Source organism: Nocardiopsis sp. NPDC006198 (assembly GCF_040613895.1).
GTDB classification, from domain to species: domain Bacteria; phylum Actinomycetota; class Actinomycetes; order Streptosporangiales; family Streptosporangiaceae; genus Nocardiopsis; species Nocardiopsis tropica.
Map to the genome: position 1 here is coordinate 1 of NZ_JBEXSY010000068.1, position 18,757 is coordinate 18,757.

General features: G+C 71.5%; 18 protein-coding genes. 12 read left to right on the top strand and 6 right to left on the bottom strand.

The genetic code is table 11. From position 1 onward, the window contains the following. Window positions 1-246: 246 nt before the first annotated feature. Window positions 247-1,413: a PAS domain-containing protein gene (locus tag ABZ234_RS28955; RefSeq protein WP_355014126.1), complete on the bottom strand. Its 1,167-nt coding sequence runs from the start codon at window positions 1,411-1,413 to the stop codon at window positions 247-249. A 103-nt stretch (window positions 1,414-1,516) separates the two neighbouring features. Between ABZ234_RS28955 and ABZ234_RS28960 the strand changes: the two genes are divergently transcribed. Next, window positions 1,517-2,272: an ANTAR domain-containing protein gene (locus ABZ234_RS28960; protein WP_355014127.1), complete on the top strand. Its 756-nt coding sequence runs from the start codon at window positions 1,517-1,519 to the stop codon at window positions 2,270-2,272. A gap of 52 nt (window positions 2,273-2,324) precedes the next feature. Further along, complete coding sequence (locus ABZ234_RS28965; protein ID WP_267946620.1) at window positions 2,325-2,672, top strand: STAS domain-containing protein; 348 nt, start codon at window positions 2,325-2,327, stop codon at window positions 2,670-2,672. On the opposite strand, the gene ABZ234_RS28970 is transcribed toward ABZ234_RS28965, so the two are convergent. Next, the gene (locus ABZ234_RS28970) at window positions 2,662-3,594 is read right to left on the bottom strand and encodes an anti-sigma factor RsbA family regulatory protein (RefSeq protein ID WP_267946619.1); all 933 of its coding nucleotides are present in this window, start codon (window positions 3,592-3,594) and stop codon (window positions 2,662-2,664) included. The two genes, ABZ234_RS28965 and ABZ234_RS28970, sit on opposite strands and share 11 nt — an antisense overlap. A gap of 86 nt (window positions 3,595-3,680) precedes the next feature. Beyond that, the gene (locus tag ABZ234_RS28975) at window positions 3,681-4,958 is read right to left on the bottom strand and encodes a glycosyltransferase (protein ID WP_267946618.1); all 1,278 of its coding nucleotides are present in this window, start codon (window positions 4,956-4,958) and stop codon (window positions 3,681-3,683) included. Window positions 4,959-5,728: 770 nt separating this feature from the next. Here ABZ234_RS28975 and ABZ234_RS28980 point away from each other — a divergent pair. After that, complete coding sequence (locus ABZ234_RS28980; protein WP_267946617.1) at window positions 5,729-6,490, top strand: protein phosphatase 2C domain-containing protein; 762 nt, start codon at window positions 5,729-5,731, stop codon at window positions 6,488-6,490. A gap of 120 nt (window positions 6,491-6,610) precedes the next feature. On the opposite strand, the gene ABZ234_RS28985 is transcribed toward ABZ234_RS28980, so the two are convergent. The 3 genes from ABZ234_RS28985 to ABZ234_RS28995 form a co-directional block, all read right to left on the bottom strand. After that, complete coding sequence (locus ABZ234_RS28985) at window positions 6,611-7,300, bottom strand: copper resistance CopC family protein (protein WP_355014128.1); 690 nt, start codon at window positions 7,298-7,300, stop codon at window positions 6,611-6,613. A gap of 79 nt (window positions 7,301-7,379) precedes the next feature. After that, window positions 7,380-7,949, bottom strand: a complete 570-nt coding sequence (locus ABZ234_RS28990) for a copper resistance protein (RefSeq protein WP_355014129.1) — start codon at window positions 7,947-7,949, stop codon at window positions 7,380-7,382. Between the two features lie 281 nt (window positions 7,950-8,230). Further along, a complete protein-coding gene (locus tag ABZ234_RS28995) occupies window positions 8,231-8,494 on the bottom strand; it encodes a WhiB family transcriptional regulator (RefSeq protein WP_267946614.1) in 264 nt (87 codons plus the stop codon). Between the two features lie 782 nt (window positions 8,495-9,276). Here ABZ234_RS28995 and ectA point away from each other — a divergent pair. The 9 genes from ectA to ABZ234_RS29040 all read left to right on the top strand — a co-directional run bounded on the left by ectA (window position 9,277) and on the right by ABZ234_RS29040 (window position 18,701). After that, window positions 9,277-9,786, top strand: a complete 510-nt coding sequence (gene ectA / locus ABZ234_RS29000; RefSeq protein ID WP_267946613.1) for a diaminobutyrate acetyltransferase — start codon at window positions 9,277-9,279, stop codon at window positions 9,784-9,786. An 89-nt stretch (window positions 9,787-9,875) separates the two neighbouring features. Continuing rightward, window positions 9,876-11,141 (top strand): diaminobutyrate--2-oxoglutarate transaminase, encoded by a 1,266-nt coding sequence (ectB, locus tag ABZ234_RS29005; RefSeq protein WP_267946612.1) that lies wholly within the window; start codon window positions 9,876-9,878, stop codon window positions 11,139-11,141. A gap of 130 nt (window positions 11,142-11,271) precedes the next feature. Beyond that, complete coding sequence (locus tag ABZ234_RS29010) at window positions 11,272-11,673, top strand: ectoine synthase (protein ID WP_267946611.1); 402 nt, start codon at window positions 11,272-11,274, stop codon at window positions 11,671-11,673. Between the two features lie 522 nt (window positions 11,674-12,195). Continuing rightward, window positions 12,196-13,047: an ectoine/hydroxyectoine ABC transporter substrate-binding protein EhuB gene (gene ehuB, locus ABZ234_RS29015; RefSeq protein WP_355014138.1), complete on the top strand. Its 852-nt coding sequence runs from the start codon at window positions 12,196-12,198 to the stop codon at window positions 13,045-13,047. A gap of 7 nt (window positions 13,048-13,054) precedes the next feature. Beyond that, entirely contained in the window at window positions 13,055-13,783 is a 729-nt protein-coding gene (ehuC, locus tag ABZ234_RS29020; protein ID WP_355014130.1) for an ectoine/hydroxyectoine ABC transporter permease subunit EhuC, read from the top strand. Further along, on the top strand, window positions 13,780-14,418 hold the full coding sequence (gene ehuD / locus ABZ234_RS29025) for an ectoine/hydroxyectoine ABC transporter permease subunit EhuD (RefSeq protein WP_344182042.1): 639 nt from the start codon (window positions 13,780-13,782) through the stop codon (window positions 14,416-14,418). Before ehuC ends, ehuD begins: the two co-directional genes overlap by 4 nt. After that, window positions 14,405-15,247 carry an ectoine/hydroxyectoine ABC transporter ATP-binding protein EhuA gene (gene ehuA, locus ABZ234_RS29030; RefSeq protein WP_267946608.1) on the top strand — a complete coding sequence of 281 codons (843 nt, stop codon included), beginning with the start codon at window positions 14,405-14,407 and terminating at the stop codon, window positions 15,245-15,247. The genes ehuD and ehuA overlap by 14 nt, the downstream gene beginning before the upstream one ends. Before the next feature lie 209 nt (window positions 15,248-15,456). Next, entirely contained in the window at window positions 15,457-16,389 is a 933-nt protein-coding gene (locus ABZ234_RS29035; RefSeq protein ID WP_355014131.1) for a CPBP family intramembrane glutamic endopeptidase, read from the top strand. A 209-nt stretch (window positions 16,390-16,598) separates the two neighbouring features. Further along, window positions 16,599-18,701 (top strand): RNA degradosome polyphosphate kinase, encoded by a 2,103-nt coding sequence (locus ABZ234_RS29040; protein WP_267946606.1) that lies wholly within the window; start codon window positions 16,599-16,601, stop codon window positions 18,699-18,701. Window positions 18,702-18,757 lie beyond the last annotated feature (56 nt).

Consider the following 18,757-nt stretch of genomic DNA (forward strand, 5'->3'; position numbering starts at 1 on the left):
CTCACGGACAACCCTGCTGTTTTGGGGCTCCGCTTCGCTTTGCCCCGGGGTTCGGGCGCCTTGAGGCCGGTGTGCTTCGTCCTCGTCTGCGCCTGTCGCTCGTTCCTCGCTCGCGGCTTGGCTCGTCCTGCAGCACCCCGGCGGCGCCCTCACGCACAACCCCCAGGGGCGGGGGCGCGTTCTCACTCGCAACCCCTGGGGTGGGGTCGTGTTCTCACTCGCAACCCCCAGGGGCGGGGAGCGGGATCAGGGGACGGGACGGGGAGGGAGCGCGAGTCCGATGTGCTCACCGATCTCCTCGATGAGCCCCAGGTCGGCGAGGCGGAAGCTGCTGCGGTTGCTGCGGCGGATCAGGGTGAGCGCGCCGCGCACGCCCCGGCTCCCCCGGAGCGGGACGGAGAGGAGCGACCCGGCCCCGAGCACCGCGAGCAGGGGAGCGCCCGACCCGGCGGCGCCCAGCACCGACTCGTCCTCGATGAGGGGGAACAGCAGGGACTGGCCCCGGCCGAGCACCTCGCCGGGGATCTCGGACCCCCCGGGCGACACTGCCGCGACCTCCTCCCGCACACCGGGCGCCGCGTCGGGGGGACCGGCGACCACGGCGCGCCGGGCGACCCCGGGGTCGGTGGGCAGGTCGCACACGTCCACGACCACCCAGTCCGCGTAGGAGTCGGCGAGCAGTTCGGCGGCGTCCGCGAGGGCGAGCGGCTCCCCCGCCCCGCCGGGCCCCGCGGACCGCAGCAGCAGCCGCGTCATCCTCGTCAGGACGTCCAGCCGACGGGCGGCGAGGACCACCACCTGGTCCTCCACCTCCGGTTCGAGCGGCGACGGGGCCTCCTCCTCGGCGCCGTTCATCGGCGGCGACATCGCCACCAGCACCAGCGGGTTCGGCTCCGTGGGCAGCTCCAGGCGGGTGAGGGTGAGGTGGACGTCCTCCGCCCACCCGCGCTGCGCCAGCCGCGACTCCAGCGAGGCCGGCCCGTCGCCGCGCAGCACGGCCGCGAGCCAGGACTGCATCGCCGCCCTTTTGCGCAGGTCCACGAAGTGGGCGAAGGTCTTCCCGGTGAGGTAGCCCGGTGCGCTGCCCAGCTGGGCGGCCCCCGCGTTGTTGATCCGTCTGATGTACCCCTCGTGGTCCAGCAGCACCACCGGGACACTGAGCTCGGTGAACACCGCCCGGAGCAGGTTGCGGTCGTCGTCGTTCTGGCGGCGCGGCCCGGGCTGGCTGTGGGCGCGGGCCAGCTGCGCCCCCGCGTCGTTGAGCAGGCGTTCCGCGTACTCCAGCTCCGCGAGGGCCGCCTCGGCGGTGCCCTCGGCGTCGTCCGGGTACATGGTGTGCGTGTTGCGGAGGGCGGCTGTTCTCTCACTGAGAGCAGTGGTCTCGCGTTGCAACCCGGCGAGGTTCTCCGACACGCTCAGGGCTCCCGTCGTGGCTGGTCTCTCCCGGATGTCCGGGTCCGTGATCCCCAAGGTTACGGTTAGCGGGTGAGCCCCGGACGCGGAAGGAGGCCCCGCCGTGTGGATCGAACGCCTGGCCCGCGACATCGGTGCGCTGGGACAGGCGGAGAACACCACCCTCGAACGCGCCCTCGACCAGATGAGCAGGGCCGCCGCCTTCGGGGTCCCCGGCTGCTCGGCCGCCCTCGTCGTGCTGTGGCGCGAGGTCGAGGGGGCCGACGGGACGGTCCGCCACGTGGTGACCGACTACGGCGCCTCCCACGCCGACCTCTCCGCCGCCTTCGAGCACCAGTACACGACCGACCAGGGCCCGACGGTGGAGGCCGTGCGGGAGATGGCCCGGGTCGGGGTCGCCGACGTGCTCCGCGAACCCCACCGGTGGCCGAGCTACACCGCCATGGCCGTCCAGTGCGGCGACCGCTCCTCCATCACCCTGCCCAGCCTCCTGTCCGGCGACGGCGGCGACGACGACCGCGTGGTCACGTTCGGGGTGCACTCCGGCCGCGCCGACGCCTTCGACGAGCAGGTCGTCGCCCCGCTCACCGCACTGCTGGCGGAGCACGCGGCGGCGGCCCTGCACACGGTGGGGCGCCAGGCCGACGTGGCGCGCGAGACCGCGCACATGCGCCGGGCGATGTCCGCGCGCACCTACATCGACCAGGCCAAGGGCATCATCATGCACGCGCGCGGCTGCGACGCGGACACGGCCTTCACCGCGCTGCGGGAGGTCGCCCAGCGCAACCGCAAGCGGGTCGTGGACGTGGCCAGGGACCTGGTCATGGAGAACACGGCGGGTGACGAGTCCCGAGCGTGATCGAAAACCGCCATGATGAGGCTCCGACCCGCAGCGACAAGGAGAAGCGACCGTGACGTCAGACATCTCGATCCGTCGCGAGCATGACGTCGTCGTCGTCACTCCCGTGGGGGAGATGGACGCGGTGACCTCTCCCGGCCTGGCCGACGTCCTGGAGGAGGTCCTGGCCGCCGACCGGCCGCGGGGCGTGGTGGTGGACCTCGCCAAGGTCGGCTTCTGCGACTCCCGCTGCATCGGGGTGCTCGTCGCGGCCTTCCGGCGCGGCCGGGACATGGACGTGGGGTTCGTGGTCGCCGAGCCGCAGCAGCAGGTCAACCGCCTGTTCGTGATAGCCGGCATCGACCAGGTCATCCCGATCGTGCCGAGCACCGACGAGGCGGTCGACTCGCTCAGGGGCTGAGCCCCCCGAGCCCGTCCACGAAGTGCAGCCGTACCGTCGACCCCCCGCCGTCCCCGCTGATCTCCAGGAAGTCGCAGCTCTGGCGGGTGATCCACAGCCCGTACCCGCGCGGGCGCATGCTGTCGGCGGGACGGTAGCCCGCCAACGGGTCGGTGAGGCCCCCGTGCTCGTCGAACACGTCGCACACCCACCGGTCGGGGCCCCGCCAGAGGCTGACGGAGCCCTTGCCCGCCCCGTGCTCCAGCACGTTCGCGGCCAGCTCGTTCACGGCCACGACGAGGCTGTCGGCCCGGTGCCGGGCCAGGCCCAGGGACTCGCAGAGCGCGGTCAGCTCACGGCGCAGCCGGGGGAGCGACATCCCGATCTCCAGCCGGTGGACGGGCCCGCCGACCGGCAGGGGGTCCGGCACGGCCGGCAGGGCGCCGAACGCCGCCGTGCCCAGGTAGCCGGGGTTGGGACCGGGCCCGCCCGGGCCCACCAGCGCCGGGTGGGTGGCGCGCACCGCCGCGCGGGCCCTCGGGCCGAGCACCCGCCCGTCGTAGGCGCACAGCAGGCGCAGGCCCAGGGGCGCCAGCGCCGTGCACAGGACCGACTCCAGGCGCAGCCACTCGCGCGTCTCGGTCCCCGAACCGGAGGGGGGCGGTGGCTCCGCCACCAGTGCCACGGGTTCGTGGGTGAGGGTCAGGCGGTGCAGGGCCGCCAGGGTGCGCCCAGGGGCCTCGTAGAGCCCGTCCCTGTCGAGCACGTGGACGCGCGCGCCCTCCGCGGGGGACAGGGACCCGACGAGGGCGGCGGCGCGGGCCCCGGAGACGGCGAGCGCCGCGTGGGCGCCGCCGCCCAGCGCGGACCGCAGCCGCTCCAGGGCCGTGTCGTGGAACCGCCCCTCGCTCTCGAAGAGGAGTCCCTGGTGCTCGAAGGTCATCGGCGCACGGCTCCGCGCCCCGGCCGCCCGGAGGGGGCTCCGCCGGGCTCGGGACACGGACACGGGGGGACGGGGGAACACACGGATCAGCGGGTGGCCCCGGACAGCAGGAGGCCGTCCGTCTCGCTCCCGTCGGCGCCCTCGTCCTCCGCCTGCTGCGGGCGCGACCGGTCGTAGGCGATCTCGGTCTCCACGGCGATCCGCTGCCACGTGAACCGCGAGCGGGCACGGTCCACGGCGGCGATCCCGTAGGCGGTGCTCATGGTCGGGGTGCTGAGCACGGCGCGCACGGAGCGCGCGACCTCGTCCGGCCGGCCGAACCGCATCAGTACGCCGCTGGTGCGGTGCAGGACCGCGCCGGGGGTCGCGCCGGTCGCGGTGGCCACGACGGGCAGGCCGCAGGCCATGGCCTCCAGGACGGCACCGCCGTAGGGGTCGTAGGAGGCGGCGGACACGTACACGTCGGCCGAGCGCAGCAGGCGCGGCAGCTCCTTGCGCTCGACCGGTCCGACGAGGTGGACGCGGTCGTCGACGCCGGCCTCCTTGGCCAGGAGCTCCACCCGGCGGGCGTTCTCGTCGAGGGCGACGTCGAGGTCCTCGGCGGTGGAGACGATGAGCAGCTCCGCCTCGGGCAGGCGGGTCATGGACTCGACGAGGCGGTCGGCGCCGCCGGCCTCCGTCAGGGAGGTGACCGACACCAGCCGCGCGCGCTCCTCGCGCCGGGAGGTCCAGTGCTCGGCCGAGGTCCCGCCCTCCATGCTGAAGTGGTCGGGGTCCACGCCGAAGGGCACGACGCTCACGTGGTGCCGGGGCACGCCCAGGCGCGCCAGCTCGCCCTGCTGGTCGGTGGAGTTGACCAGGACGTGGTCGGCGCGGGAGGCGAGGATCGTCTCCATGCGGGCGCGTTCGGGGTGGTGGGACAGCCCGGAGCGCTGTTCGCTGGCGTTGAGGGAGTGGAAGGTCTGGACGATGGGGGTCCCGCTCTGGTCGCTCTCGCTGTGCGCCTGGGCGTGCAGCGCCGCGAGGCCGCTGGTCCAGCCGATGGCGTGCAGGACGTCGGGCGCGTCCTCGTCCAGGACCGCGGCCAGGGCGGTGCCGAAGGCGCCGGTGTGCTCGGCGTGCTCATCGGCGGGAAGCGGGCTGGCGGGACCGGCGTCGAGGTAGGTGACGGAGACGCCGCGCGCCATCCGGGTGCGCCCCTCCGGCTGCTCGGGGTCGCTGCGACGGGCGTAGACCGTCACCTTGTGACCGAGTTTGGCCAGCTGCCGGGAGAGCGCGCAGACGTGCAGGCTCGCGGGGCAGGCGGGCTCCCCCCGGTGGGCGGGAAGGGGGTTGGCGTGTTCGGCGATCATGGCGATCTTCACTGGGCTGGACTCCTTGGGCGAGAACGGTGCCCGTCGTAGGTGCGAACGCCCGAGGTGACTCCGGAGCGGGGATCGGAATCCCCCCGGGCGGGACGGCGGCTGTGCGATCCAGGGGAGAGCGGGCGCACGGGTCGGGAACGCCCGGGCACAGCGGGTGGTGGACGCCGGGCAGCACTGACGGCCGCGCGCACGGAGGGCACGCGGCTGCTGCGGGGCGAACCGGGAAAGGAAGAGAGGCAGGGCAGACGCACAGTGATCACACCAAACGACCGTCGAAGGAGATCGAGGACCACGGGCGCGACGGAGTCGCGGCGCACGTGGCGGGTCGTGTGTGTCTGCGTCTTAGACACCCAACGGGGCCCATTCTGCCAGACGCCTCGCGGGCGGACAACGCGAGGCCGGTCTCGCGCCATGCCCCAAGGAGACTTCGGGGCGGACCGTAATACCCCGGGACCCCCTGTGCGCTGGGGGTTCTCCGTACCCGCCGATCGGCCCTGTCGGGCGCGCGTGGACGCCGCTACTGTCGGACCGGGACCACGGAAGGCCGCGACACACACCGGAGGCCCACCCGTCACAGCACTTTTATCGGCCGGAACCGGTGCGGGAACTGCATATCCGGGTGTTTTCCGCCATGATGTACGCGGATTTTGACCGACTCCAGCAGTAGGTCGGTACGGTTACAGAATCCAGACGTTGAACGGGACTCGACCAAGGTCCGGCGCGTGGCGCCGGGCAACCGGCCACGGCCGACGAAACGGGAGGAAGGGCGTATGGGTGTCGCTGGTGGGGAAGTCATTGTCACGGCCCTCACGCACCGGGGCGCTATCCGCCCCGCCAACGAGGACGCCGTCGTCATGGGTGCTCTCACCGTCGCCAGTGCGAACATGACCTCTCCGGTCCGCTGCGTGCTGCCGGTGAGCGAGCCCGTCATCCTGGCGGTCGCCGACGGGATCGGCGGACAGGCCGCGGGAGAGATCGCCTCGGAGCACGCGGTGCACCGCATGGCCGAGATGGGGCCGCGGCTGAACGGCCCCGAGGAGATCGCCCAACTGCTGAGCAACATCGACGAGGAGATCAAGGACCACGCCCTCCAGCACACCGAGTTCTCCGGCATGGGGACCACGGTCGCCGGCGTCCTGCTCAACAACGACGGCAACTTCTGGTTCAACGTCGGAGACTCCCGGACCTACCGCCTGGAGGGACGCCGCCTGCGGCAGCTCTCCGAGGACGACTCCCCGGCGCTCCCCCCCTCCGAGGACGGCCGCCCGGTCACCACGAACTTCATCACCCAGTCCCTGGGCGGCAGTTCCGGCGGCTCGATGGTCCCGCACGTGGGACGCGACGACGCGGCCGACCCGAGCGCCTGGCTCATGTGCAGCGACGGACTGTCCGACCTCGTCCTCCCCGAGGAGATGGAGCGGATGATCGCGGAGGCCGGCAGCGACGAGGCCGCCGTGCACGCCCTGTGGCAGGCCGCCATGGAGGCCGGCGGCAAGGACAACATCAGCATCCTGCTGGCGCGCCGAGTCTGACCCCGGCTCCGACGCGCGGGTCCCGCCCCGCGGCGGCCGGCGCGGGGCGAACACGAAGGGCCCGTACACCTCGCGGTGTACGGGCCCTTCCGCTCGTGGACCGCGCGGGTCCGCGCCGGCCTACTTCCGGTCGGCGCCGCCGCCCGGGCGGTTGCGCATCCGGACCAGGACGAGCACGACCGCGCCGATGCCCGCGATCGCGACGACGGCCACCACGGCCAGCGCCACGGGGGAGACGCCGCCCTCGTCGGCCTCCTCGGCGGAGACCTCCTCGGCGGCGGGCTCCCCGGCGGGCTCGTCCGACCCCTCGGCGGCGGGCGCCTCGCTCTCACCCGACTCCGCCTCCGGCTCCGGCGCCGCGGCGGCCACGGCCTCCTCGGTCACGGTGAACGTCAGGCTGTCCTGGATGGGGTGGCCGTCGGAGGACACGACGCGGAACCCGATGGTGTACTCGCCGGCCTCGTCCAGGGGGCTCAGCCCCACGGACACGTCCGTGCCGTCGAACGAGAGCTCGCCGTCCTCGTAGGTGGTCTCCCCGTCCGGCCCCGTCACGACGACGGCGCTTCCGCTGCCGCCCTCCATCGGCGCGTTGTTGAAGGTCAGCACGACCTCCTCGGGCACGGTCTCCAGGGTCTGCCCGTCCTCGGGGCTGGAGTCGGTCAGCACGTCGTGGGCCAGCGCGGGCGAGGGAGCCAGCGCCAGTGCCGCGGCGGCGAGGGGGGCGAGGAGGGCGGCGGCCGCGCGCGGGAGCACGCGGGAGGCTGTCCCGGTTCCGTCGAGGGGGGCGCTGCTGCTGGTGGTGGTGGTCATGTTCTTCTCTCAGCGTTCGTGGTCGGTTCGCGCCCGGCGCGCGGGTCCTCCGGTACGGGGACCGCGCGGTCCGGGCCTCTCACAGTGCGGACGGGTGCGAACCGGGAGGCCCCCGGGGCCGGTGCGCCGAGAGCGGAGCGGGGGAGGGCGCCGCGGACCGGGCCGGGGACCGGGCCGGAGCGGCGGCGCCGAACGCGAGGCGGGGGACGAGCAGCGGCGGCAGCGCGCGTGCGAACAGCGCGGCGAGGAACCACAGGGCCGCCTCGCCGTGGGCGAGCAGGGCGGAGGCGAGCAGGGCCGCCCACAGGTGCGCGAGCAGCATGCCGGGCGCGAAGCCGAGCGTGTGCGCGAGGAACCCGTGGCCCGCGTGGCCGGCGTCGGCGCCGAACGCGGGGTCGACCGAGCCCTGGAGGACGAGGTGCAGGGCGACCTGGACCGTCGCCATGACGGCGAGGATGTCGCCGAAGCCGCGCATGGACCGGGTGAAGAACCAGAGCACGGGGAAGAGCACCGCGGTGGCGGCGGCGAACCCGCCGGCGGAGGCGGGGACCTCCGCCCACAGGTTGTGGCCGCCCCAGGCCAGCCCGGTGCACGCCGCGGCGAGGGACGCCGTGCGTGTGAGGCGGAGAGTGCCGTGGGCGGGTCGCACGTGAACGAACCTAGGCCGTGCCCCGGGGGGCCGCAAGATCTCCCGAAGGTGAGAACCGTGCCCCTGGGGTCGCGGATCGGCGCGGAGCGTGACGGTCCACGGTTCGGCACCTCGCGTTTCCGGTCGGGCGGCCGGGGTCCTCCTCCCGGGCCGCGGGGCGGGAGCGGCGCCGGGAGGGGGCGCGGACGTGGAAGAGGCCGCCGGGCGCGATCCCCCGCGCTCCCGGCGGCCTCCTCCGTCGCCCTTCGCAGCCTTCGTGCGCGGGCGGACCCGGGGGTCCGCTAACCGGCCGGTACGAGCTCGCGCCGCATGTAGCGTCGCTGCTCGGGGGTGGTGCCACCCCAGACTCCGTGAGCCTCACCGGAACGAAGGGCCCACCGCAGGCACTCTTGGCGAACAGTACAGCTGCGGCAGACGGCGACGGCCTGTTCGGTGTCGGCGCGCCCGATCCCGGTGCTGCTCACCGGGAAGAAGATCTCCGGGTCGTACGAGCGGCAGTTGCCCTGCTCGACCCAGTCCTCGCTCTCGTGGTACAGGCGGTTCACGGGGCGCCTCCGATCCGTGGCTTGGTCCATGGTCCGTGGGCCGCGCCGTGTTCCCGCGGCGGGGCCGGAAGTCTCCGCCCCGCCCGCGTTCCCGTCGACCGGGCGGAACTGCGGCGAAGCGATGCGACTAAGTGTAGTACTACATGAGGTCGTACTACACGGAGTCTGCTGGAAATCCGCCGAATGATCAAGGACGTTCGGCCGTGTCAGACCCCCTCTCCGCCCCTCGACGGGCGGGGGCGGGGCCGTGTGTGCGGGCCGGGTGGGGGTCGGGAAAGCTCAGGAAATTCCAGCGCACGGACCTTTTTCGGAGCCCCGCCGCGTAGCGTGTGACCTGAGGCGCCGCCCCGAAGAGGCGTTATGTCGCGAGGTTCCCACCGAATTGATGTGACTTAACGCACGCTTAATATTGCTCGGTAAAGCTCTATGTTTGACCGTGTCGGACGGCCGCCGCGCGAGGCGCCGCCGCCGCCCCCGCGCGCCGCCCGTACCCGGCCCGCCCGCCGAACCGCCTGATGGGCGGGGCGTGGACCGCGCGACCGGGGTCCCCGTGACTCCCCTTGAAAGCCCTGGTCAGGGCCTTGGTTCGCTGCTAAATAAACGGGCCATACCCGATGCGAACCTCCCGAAACATCTGCGCGGAATCTCCGCGGAACCTCATTGACATTCGTTCGCTAAGTTCGATCGACGTGCCACATCTACGAACGAACCTCCAAGCACGCGACCGAACTGACACCGGGGCCGAGAGCCCTGAGACGACAGGGGCCGCGGGCCGTGGGGACGTGCGCCTCGCGCACCCGTCCCCGGAGGACGGGCCGCACATGTGGCGGCTGGCCCGGGAGACGGGAATGGACGTCAACTCCCCGTACGCCTACGCGCTCTGGTGCCGGGACTTCGCCACGACCAGCGTCGTCGCCCGCGACGGCGAGGGCCGTGTCGCGGCCTACGTCACCGGCTACGTGCGTCCCGACAGTCCCGACACGTACTTCCTCTGGCAGGTCGCCGTCGACTCCGCGTTCCGCGGACAGCGGCTGGCCCGCCGGATGCTCGACTTCATCGGCGACCGGATCACCGACCGTGGTCTGCGCTATCTCGAAGCGACCGTCACACCCGACAACACCGCTTCCCGCGCGCTGTTCGCGTCGTTCGCCCGGGACCGGGACACCGAGGCCGTGTGGAGTCCGCTCCTGACCGGGGAACACTTCCCCCAGGAGGGGGACACCCCGCACGAGCCCGAGGACCTGGTCCGGATCGGCCCGTTCGGGCAGGCACCGGGTCAGGGGCGTGACTGACCATCCGCACCGGATCAACCGATCCCGACCCACCCCGTCGTCCAAGCCATGAGCCCACGAACCTGGGGAAAGGAACCGAGGTACACACGATGGAGACCTTCCAGCGCCTGGAGTCCGAAGTCCGCGGATACTGCCGAAACTGGCCGGTCGTCTTCGACAGGGCGGTCGGAAGCCATGTCTACGACGAGACCGGCAAGCCTTACCTCGACTTCTTCGCGGGAGCGGGCTCGCTCAACTACGGGCACAACAACCCCGAGCTGAAGACCTCGCTCATCGAGTACCTGACGGACGACCGCATCGTCCACAGCCTCGACGCCTACAGCGTGGCCAAACGCGAGTTCCTGGAGACCTTCGAGCAGATCGTGCTCAAACCGCGGGACCTCGACTACAAGGTGCAGTTCCCCGGTCCGGCGGGCAACAACGCGGTCGAGGCCGCGCTGAAGCTGGCCCGCAAGTACACCGGCCGCTCGACGATCGTGAACTTCACCAACGGCTTCCACGGCATGACCCTGGGGGCCCTGGCCGTCACCGGCAACTCGATGAAGCGCGGCGGCGCGGGCGTACCGCTCGACCACGTGGCCACGATGCCGTTCGACAACTACCTCGACGGGCGCACGCCCGACTTCCTGTGGCTGCGCAGCCTGCTGGACGACAGCGGCAGCGGACTGGACAAGCCCGCCGCCGTCATCGTCGAGGCGGTCCAGGGCGAGGGCGGCATCAACGTCGCCAGCGCCCAGTGGCTGCGGGAGCTCTCCGACCTCTGCCGCGAGTACGAGATCCTCCTGATCGTCGACGACATCCAGATGGGCTGCGGCCGCACCGGCGACTTCTTCAGCTTCGAGGAGGCCGGGATCACCCCGGACATCGTCACGCTGTCCAAGTCCATCAGCGGCTACGGCCTGCCCATGGCCCTCACCCTGTTCAAGCGCGAGCTGGACGTGTGGGAGCCGGGCGAGCACAACGGCACCTTCCGCGGATTCAACCCGGCGATGGTGACCGGCGCCGAGGCGCTGCGCCGCTTCTGGAGCGACGACTCCTTCGCCGCCTCCACCAAGGCCAAGGGCGACATGGTCGCCGCGCGCCTGGGGGAGATGGCGGCGGAGCACTCCGACTTCGGCGCGCACGTGCGCGGCCGCGGGCTCGCCCGGGGTCTGGCCTTCGAACAGGACGGCATCGCCAAGAAGGTGGCGGCCGAGTCGTTCGACCGGGGCCTGCTCCTGGAGACCTCCGGGCCCGAGGACGAGGTCGCGAAACTTCTTCCGCCGCTCACCGCGACGGAGGAGGAACTGACCGCCGGCCTTGACATCATGGCTGACGCGGCCCGTGCCGCGGTCAAGGTGGCGCAGCCGGCCTAGGGCCCCGGCGGCGGTTCCACATCCACGCGGTACGGGGTCGGACGACACTCCCAGGAGGGAGGGCCGTCCGGCCCCGCGCCGCGTCGCACCACCCCAGCAAGGCGCAGCAGCGCGTTTAAGGAGCAAGCCAGTGATCGTTCGCAGCATGGACGAGGTCAACGACACCGAGGCCGACATCAAGACGGAGAACTGGCGCAGCCGCCGGATCATCCTGGCCAAGGAGAAGGTGGGCTTCTCCTTCCACGAGACCGTCCTGTACGCGGGCACCGAGTCGACCTTCTGGTACGCCAACCACGTCGAGCTCGTGCACTGCATCGAGGGCGAGGCGGAGCTGACCAACGAGGAGACCGGGGAGAAGCACACCATCACCCCGGGCACCCTCTACCTCCTCAACGGCCACGAGAAGCACACCGTCCGTCCCAAGACGGACTTCCGCGTGCTCTGCGTGTTCAACCCGCCCGTGACCGGGCGCGAGGTCCACGACGAGAACGGGGTCTACCCGCTCGTCGTGGAGGAGGACGCCCCCGCGTAGGGCGCCGACACGGCAGCAGGTGGGCGGGGTCCGCGCGGCGGACCCCGCCCACGGCCGTGTCCTGGGTTTTGATGGGGGTCTCCGGACCGGGCCCGGGGCGCGACGGGGGAAGGGAAGGACGGCGGAGAACCGACGCCCCAGTGTGACCGCGCCTCGGACCCAGGGTCACCAGGTACAGGTGACCCGCCCTGAACAGGCCGAAAGCCGGGTCACCCGGCGACCGCGTATCCATAACCAGTGCATAACGGACTAAACCCGTCTCGTTACTGCCGGATGTGCTCGGGGAGGGAGACCCCGTACCAGCGCCGCCGCTCCGTGTCCCGACCGGCGGCGGCAGCCGCGGCCCAGCGCCGCGCACCGCCCGCACCAGGCGTCCCACCATCCGAATGCGCGGCGCACCCGTCCTGCCTTCCCGGTCGGGGGCGCCGCCTCGCGAATCACCGAGGAGCAGTCGTGAAGAAGCAGGTACCAGCGATCAGCCGAGGAACCTGGGGCCGCCGAGACGCACTCCGACTGGGCGGCGTGGGGCTCGCCACGGTCGGCCTCGCCGCCTGCACCCGGGTCGACGGGGGAGGCGGCGGGGAAGAAGGGGGACAGTCCACCCTGGAACGCCTGCGCGAGCAGGGCTTCGTGAGCGTCGGCCTCGCCAACGAGATCCCGTTCGGGTTCATCGACGGCAGCGGCGCCCCCGCGGGGCAGTCCCCGGCCGTCGCCAGAGCGGTCTTCGAGGAGCTGGGCGTCCCGGAGATCCAGCCGACCCCGGTCACCTGGGACGGCCTGATCCCCGGCCTCCAGGCGAACCGATTCGACGTTCTCGCCGCCGGCGTGTTCATCACGCCGGACCGCTGCGAGCAGGTCGCCTTCACCGAGCCCACCGCCACGTCCCCCGAGGCCTTCCTCGTCAACGAGGGCAACCCCGAGGGCATCGAGCACTTCACCTCGTTCGTGGACAACCCCGACCTGACCCTGGCCGTCCTCAACGGCTCGGTCGAGCAGGGCTACGCCGAGTACTTCGAGGTGCCCGAGGGCCAGCTGGAGCTCATCCCCGACCAGACCACCGGCTACGAGCTGCTGGAGGCGGGCCGGGTCGACGCGGTGTCCATGCTGAAGGTCTCCCACGAGTACCTCCTCATCGACCGCGGCGGCCCCTTCGAGGTCACCGAGGCGTTCTTCCCCGAGATCGACGGCCGGGAGGAGAAGGGCTGGGGCGGTCTGTGCGTCCGCCAGGAGGACACCGAGCTCCTGGAGGAGATGAACCGCGTCATCGCCGAGTTCAAGGAGAGCGGACGCCTCCTGGAGCTGGGCGAGGAGTGGGGCTTCACCGAGGCGGACCTCCCCGACGACACGACCACCGCCGAACTCTGCGAGGGATGACCACGACGTGGACTTCCTGATCGAGCAGCTCCCCCGATATCTCGACGGCGCTCTGATCACCGTCCAGCTGACCTTGGGCGGCAGTGTGCTGGCCTTCGTGCTGGCCATGGTCTTCGGGATCCTGGGCAGCATGAAGCACTGGCTTCCCCGGGCCGTGGCCACGGTCTACGTGGAGGTCTTCCGCGGTATCGCCGCACTGGTCCTGATGTTCTGGATGGCGTACGCCCTACCGCTGGTGTCCGGCTACAAGCTGGACGACACCTTCGCGGCGATCGTCGCCCTGGGCATCAACCTCGGAGCCTACGGCGCCGAGGTGGTGCGCGCGGCCCTCAACGCCGTGCCCAAGGCCCAGGTGGAGGCGTGCGTCGCGCTGAACATGTCGTGGTTCCAGCGGACCCGCCTGGTGGTGCTCCCCCAGGCGTGGGCGCAGATGCTGCCCACGTTCGGCAACCTGGTCATCGAGCTCATGAAGGCCACCGCTGTGGCCTACCTCATCGGTGTGGCCGACCTGACGGCCGTGGCGCAGCAGATCCGCTCCGCCACGGGTGAGACGGTCCTGGCCTTCACCGGAGCCCTCATCCTCTACTACCTGATCGCGCAGGTGCTGATCTTCGGCATGCGACTGCTCGAACGCCGCGCCAACCGCAAGCTGGGACGGATCCCGCCCGGAGGCACCGGGCTGCTGGCGCTTCTGCGGCCCCCGTCCGTGGGCACGAAGGTGGGTGTCGCCAAGTGATCTGGGACTTCGAGTTCACCCTGGAGGTCATGCCGGACCTCCTGCGCGGCCTGTGGGTCACCGTCCAGGCCACCGTGTTCGGCTACCTGATCGCGCTGGCCCTGGGCCTCGTGATCGCCATGGTCCGCCGGATCCCGGTGCTCGGGACGATCGTCCACGTGGTGATGGAGTTCATCCGCACCACGCCGCTGCTGGTGCAGCTGGTCTTCGTCTTCGCCCTCGTGCCCGCGGGCTTCTCGCCCCTGATGGTCGGCATCATCGTCCTGGGGGTGCACTACGCGGCCTACACCGCCGAGGTGTACCGCTCGGGCATCGAGGGCGTGGCCGTGGGCCAGTGGGAGGCGGCGCGCGCGCTGAGCCTCCCGGCCCGGCGCACGTGGGGGGCGATCGTGCTGCCGCAGGCGATCCGCAAGGTCATCCCCGCGCTGGGCAACTACCTCATCGCGATGTTCAAGGACACCCCGCTGCTCTTCGCCATCACGGTCGTGGAGCTCCTGGCCACCGCCCAGCAGGTCGGCCAGGCGAGTTTCAAGATCGTGGAGGCGTTCACCCTCGTCGGGTTCCTGTTCCTCCTCGTGAGCATCCCGTCCGCGATCATCATCCGACGACTGGAGCGACGCTATGCCGCCGTCTGACACCCCTACGAACGCACGGCCCCAGGGTGGCGGGGCCGGGGCCGGGGGAGGCCCCCTGATCGTCTTCGACCAGGTGGTCAAGCGCTTCGGCGACCTCACCGTGCTCGACCACCTGGACTTCTCGGTCGACCCCGGGGAGCGGGTCACCCTCATCGGGCCCAGCGGTTCGGGGAAGACCACCATCCTGCGCCTGCTGATGACCCTGGAGAAGGTCACCGAGGGCGTCATCCGGGTGGGCGGCGAACCGTTCAGCCACATGCCCCGCGGCGGTTCGGGAGGGCTGGTCCCGGCCGGCGAGAGCTACCTGCGCGAACGCCGCAAGCGCATCGGCATGGTCTTCCAGCAGTTCAACCTGTTCCCGAACATGACCGTGCGGCAGAACGTCATCGAGGCCCCGGTCCACGTCCTCGGGATCCCCAAGGAGGAGGCGAACGCCAAGGCCGAGCAGCTGCTGGACCTGGTGGGCCTGGCGGACAAGGTCGACGCCCACCCGACCCAGCTGTCCGGCGGCCAGCAGCAGCGCGTGGCGATCGCCCGCGCGCTCGCGATGAGCCCGGAGATCCTCCTCCTGGACGAGGTCACGTCGGCGCTGGACCCGGAGCTGGTGGCCGGTGTCCTGGACGTCCTGCGCGAGGTCGCCGAGAGCACGGACATCACCATGCTCTGCGTGACCCACGAGATGGGTTTCGCCCGCGACGTGTCGCACCGCGTGCTCATGTTCGACCAGGGGCAGATCGCGGAGGAGGGGACGCCGGACCAGATCTTCGGCGACCCGCAGGAGGAGCGGACCCGGTCTTTCCTCAGGTCGGTCCTGGACAACGGGGTCTGACACCGGCCGCCGCCCGGCCCGGTCCCCGGCGCGGCGGGACGGCGTGCCACGGGGCGGGCCCGGGTCGGAGCACGACCCGGGCCCGCCCCGTTCCGCCGTCCGGAGCGCCCCGATCCGAGACGAGTGGCGACATACCGTGGTCATTGGACAGCTTTTAGTTATCTCTTGGGCAGAATGAGAGTCCTGATACAGGGGGGACTCTTGTGACCATGGTGCGAAGATGGGGGCTCACCTGGTGGTCGGCCCTCGCCGTCCTGCTCGTCGCGGTGCCGATGGCCGTCCACCCCGACCTGCGCTCCGACGTCCTGGGCGACTTCGCCGTCCTCTTCCTCGTCTCCTGGGGGCCGATGCTGGTCGGCGGCCTCCTGGCCTGGGCCCTGGTCCGGTCGCTGGGGGCGCGTGACGCGCTGGACCGCAGGATCGCCGCGGCGATGGTGGGCCACCCCCTGGGCCGGGAGCTCGCCTGGCTGGCGGTCTGCCTGGGCGCCTTCGTCCTCAGCATGGTCGTGCTGTCGCTGTTCTTCGGCATGTACGAGGCGACGATCGGCGCCGACCTGGCGATGTCGGCCTCCCTGGTGTCCCGGCTGCTGTTCCTCTTCACCCTGCCCCTGCTGGTCATGGACCGCTCGGGCGTCACCATCGACGGGAAGGGCACCGCCATGCCCTCCCTCGCGCTGAAGGTGACCGAGGGCTGGCGCTGGTCGGGCCTGGCCCCGGTCGGCCTGGCCCTGGGCCTGATCGCCTACCTGCTCGTCCCGTACACCGGGCTCCCGCCCGTGTCCTTCCCCCTCGTCGGCTTCGTGCTCGCGTTCGCCTTCGTCGCGGTCTGCGAGGAGATCTTCTTCCGGGGCATGGTGCAGACCCGCCTGGAGATCCTGATGGGCCGGTGGGGCGGCATCCTGGCGACCTCGGTGGTCTTCGCGCTCACCTACGCGGTCATCCAGCCCTACGACGCCGTGTCCCAGCTGACCGGCGTCGACTTCGTGTACGACACCGGGCTGTCCCTGCTCACCTACGCCACCGCAGGCGCGTTCTACGGCTACCTGTGGGCCTGCTTCCGGAACACGTGGCTCAACGTGCTCATGCGGATCGGGATGTTCGTCGTCATCATGCCGCCGGACCTCCAGATCGGGATCACCTAGGGCCCGCGGGCACGTCCGCCCGCCCGCCCCACCCCTGTGACCGGCCCCCTTTCCGTCCCCGGACCGTGGAAGACCGGCAATCCGTCCGCGAAATACCCTGACATCCGCCCGTGGGCGGGTACACAAGGTCCATAGCGGTCGCGTGGAGGTCATTTCCCCCTCACGGGGTTGTCACCGTGCGGTCATGAAAGAGGGGGAGTCTGCCCACTGTGAGCACGGAATCAGCGCCAACACCAGCGGGTCCCACGACCGAGCTGCCCGCCGACAGGTTCATGGACCGGGAGGAGGGGTGGCTGCGGTTCAACCAGCGGGTCCTGGAACTCGCCGAGGACGAGGACATCCCGCTCCTGGAGCGCGCCCGGTTCCTGGCCATCTTCTCCAGCAACCTCGACGAGTTCTTCATGGTCCGGGTCGCCGGACTCAAACGGCGCCTGGCCACCGGGCTCGCCGTCGCCTCCTCCAGCGGACACCGGCCGCGCGCCCTCCTCGAACGCATCTCGCTCTTCACGCACGAGCTGATGCTCCGCCAGGCCGCGTGCTTCGAGGACAGCGTCGCCCCCGCCCTGCGGGACGCCGGGATCCGCATCGTGCGCTGGGGAGAGCTGGACGACGACGAGCGCGAGTACCTGCACGGCTACTTCCTGCGCTCCGTCTACCCCCTGGTGACCCCCTTCGCGGTCGACTCCGCGCACCCCTTCCCCTACATCTCCGGCCGCTCGCTCAACCTCGCGGTCACCGTCCGCGACCCGCTCGACGAGCGGCGCATGTTCGCCCGGGTCAAGGTGCCCAGCTCCCTGCCGCGCTTCATCGAGCCGGGCCCCCGCCCGGGCGGCAGGTTCGTCCCGGTCGAGGACGTCATCGCCGCCCACCTGCCCCAGCTCTTCGAGGGCATGCAGATCCTGGAGCACCACGCCTTCCGGGTGACCCGCAACGCCGACCTGGAGGTGGACGAGGACGAGACCGACGACCTCGTCACGTCGCTGGAGAACGAACTCCTGCGCCGCCGCTTCGGCCCCCTCGTGCGCCTGGAGGTGGAGGAGACCATCTCCGCCGAGGTCCTGTCGATCCTCACCGAGGAGCTCGGCGCCGAGGAGGAGGAGATCTACCGCGTGCCCGGGCCGCTCAACCTCGCCGGGCTGGCCCAGATCGCCGACGCGGACCGGCCGGAACTGCGCTTCCAGCCCATGGTCCCGGTCGAACCGCGGGCCCTGACCATGGGGGACCTCTTCTCGACCATCCGCGGGCGGGAGGTGCTCGTCCACCACCCCTACGAGTCGTTCGCCACCACCACCGAGCGGTTCCTGGCCATGGCCGCCGCCGACCCCGCGGTCGTGGCGATCAAGCAGACCCTCTACCGCACCAGCGGCGACTCACCCATCGTCGAGGCCCTCATCGAGGCCGCCAACGCGGGCAAGGAGGTCGTGGTCCTGGTCGAGATCAAGGCCCGCTTCGACGAGCAGAACAACATCCAGTGGGCTCGCAAGCTCGAACTCGCGGGGTGCCACGTCGTCTACGGCGTCGTCGGACTCAAGACCCACTGCAAGCTGTCCATGGTCATACGCAAGGACGACGACGGGCTGCTGCGCCGCTACTGCCACGTCGGCACCGGCAACTACAACCCCAGCACCGCCCGCATCTACGAGGACTTCGGCCTGTTCAGCTCCGAGCCGGAGGTGGGGGAGGACGTCAGCGACCTGTTCAACAGCCTGACGGGGTTCTCCCGCAAGAAGCACTACCGCCGCCTGCTCGTCGCCCCGGCCGCACTGCGCGAGGGCCTGCTCCAGCAGATCTCCCAGGAGATCGAGAACAGCCTCAAGGGCGACCCCGCCCGGATCCGGATCAAGGTCAACTCCCTGGTCGACGAGGAGATCATCGACGCCCTCTACCGGGCCTCGCAGGCCGGGGTCGGCGTCGACCTGTGGGTGCGCGGGAGCTGCGTCCTGCGCGCGGGCGTCCCCGGCCTCTCCGAGAACATCAGGGTCCGCAGCATCCTGGGCCGCTTCCTCGAACACTCGCGCATCTTCGTGTTCGCCAACGGCTGGCGGCCGCAGGTGTGGATCGGGAGCGCCGACCTGATGCCGCGCAACCTGGACCGCAGGGTGGAGGCGCTCGTCCGGATCTCCGACCCCGAGCAGTGCCGCCGCCTGGTCGGGCTCATGGACCTGGCCATGGCCGCCACCACCTCGTCCTGGCGCCTCGAACCGGACGGCACGTGGACCCGGCACACGCACGGCGAGGACGGGCTGCCCCTCGTCGACCTCCAGGACAGCCTGCGCGGAGACCGCCACCTGCGCGTGGTGGAGGGCGGATGAGCGGGGGAGCGGAGGCCGGCGCGGACGCCGGGACCCCGGACGGGAGAACCGGGGGA

Bases quoted from the DNA above. Each gene is read 5' to 3' on its own strand.
- ABZ234_RS28970 (WP_267946619.1), bottom strand. From the start codon at position 3,594: ATGACCTTCGAGCACCAGGGACTCCTCTTCGAGAGCGAGGGGCGGTTC.
- ABZ234_RS28980 (WP_267946617.1), top strand. From the start codon at position 5,729: ATGGGTGTCGCTGGTGGGGAAGTCATTGTCACGGCCCTCACGCACCGG.
- ABZ234_RS28985 (WP_355014128.1), bottom strand. From the start codon at position 7,300: ATGACCACCACCACCAGCAGCAGCGCCCCCCTCGACGGAACCGGGACA.
- ectB (WP_267946612.1), top strand. From the start codon at position 9,876: ATGGAGACCTTCCAGCGCCTGGAGTCCGAAGTCCGCGGATACTGCCGA.
- ehuA (WP_267946608.1), top strand. From the start codon at position 14,405: ATGCCGCCGTCTGACACCCCTACGAACGCACGGCCCCAGGGTGGCGGG.
- ABZ234_RS29035 (WP_355014131.1), top strand. From the start codon at position 15,457: ATGGTGCGAAGATGGGGGCTCACCTGGTGGTCGGCCCTCGCCGTCCTG.